Genomic DNA, 644 nt, shown 5'->3' with positions numbered 1-644 from the left:
TTCGAGGCCACCACCGCCCGATCGCGGGCAGTGCTGAACCGATTCGGCGCCGCCGTCCCGGAGTCCGCCCATGCCGCGGCCCCGGCCGACGAGGCCGACGAGCCCGTCGAGGATCGGCCCGACGAGGATGCTACCGTCCCGACCGGCGCCGACGACACCGACGGCGCCGACGACGAGGAGATTCCGACAACAAGTCAAAGCCCTGCGGCCACAACAGATCTCGTCGAGGACACTGCACCGGAGGATACCGCGCCGCCAGCGAGGCAGCCCGCCACGGCGGCGCCGCCGCCGGAGGGCGAGACCCCGTGTGAGATCGCCGCCGACGAGCTGCCACAGGCCGGCCAATGACCGACCTGACGGCCCGACTGGCCGACGTGCTCGCGCGCCACGACACCACCCTGGGCGGCCTCGCGCCCGGATCCCAAACGATCGGCCAGCTTGCTGACCGTCGGGTGCTGTTGCCGGCCGACCGGCAACGTGGCCCTCTCCCGCCGCGAATCGGTCAGCCGGGCAACAACAGGCGAAGCTCCTCCACATAGCGCACGGATTCGTCCCGATCGATGCTCAGCGGCGTCGCCAACAGCGTCGTCACCCCGGCCTCGGCGAACGCCGCCACCCGCTCGGCCACGAATCCCCGCGGCCCG

General features: G+C 72.5%; 2 pseudogenes. One reads left to right on the top strand and one right to left on the bottom strand.

The features are described from left to right. A pseudogene (locus F6Q13_RS19380) lies at positions 1-348 on the top strand (hypothetical protein); the annotation flags it as partial. Between the two features lie 154 nt (positions 349-502). Here the strand turns inward: F6Q13_RS19380 and F6Q13_RS19375 are convergent. Next, positions 503-644 (bottom strand): annotated as a pseudogene (locus F6Q13_RS19375) (LLM class F420-dependent oxidoreductase); the annotation flags it as partial.

Source organism: Mycobacterium sp. (assembly GCF_008709575.1).
Taxonomy (GTDB): Bacteria; Actinomycetota; Actinomycetes; order Mycobacteriales; family Mycobacteriaceae; genus Mycobacterium.
This window is presented reverse-complemented; position numbering and strand designations above follow the sequence as displayed.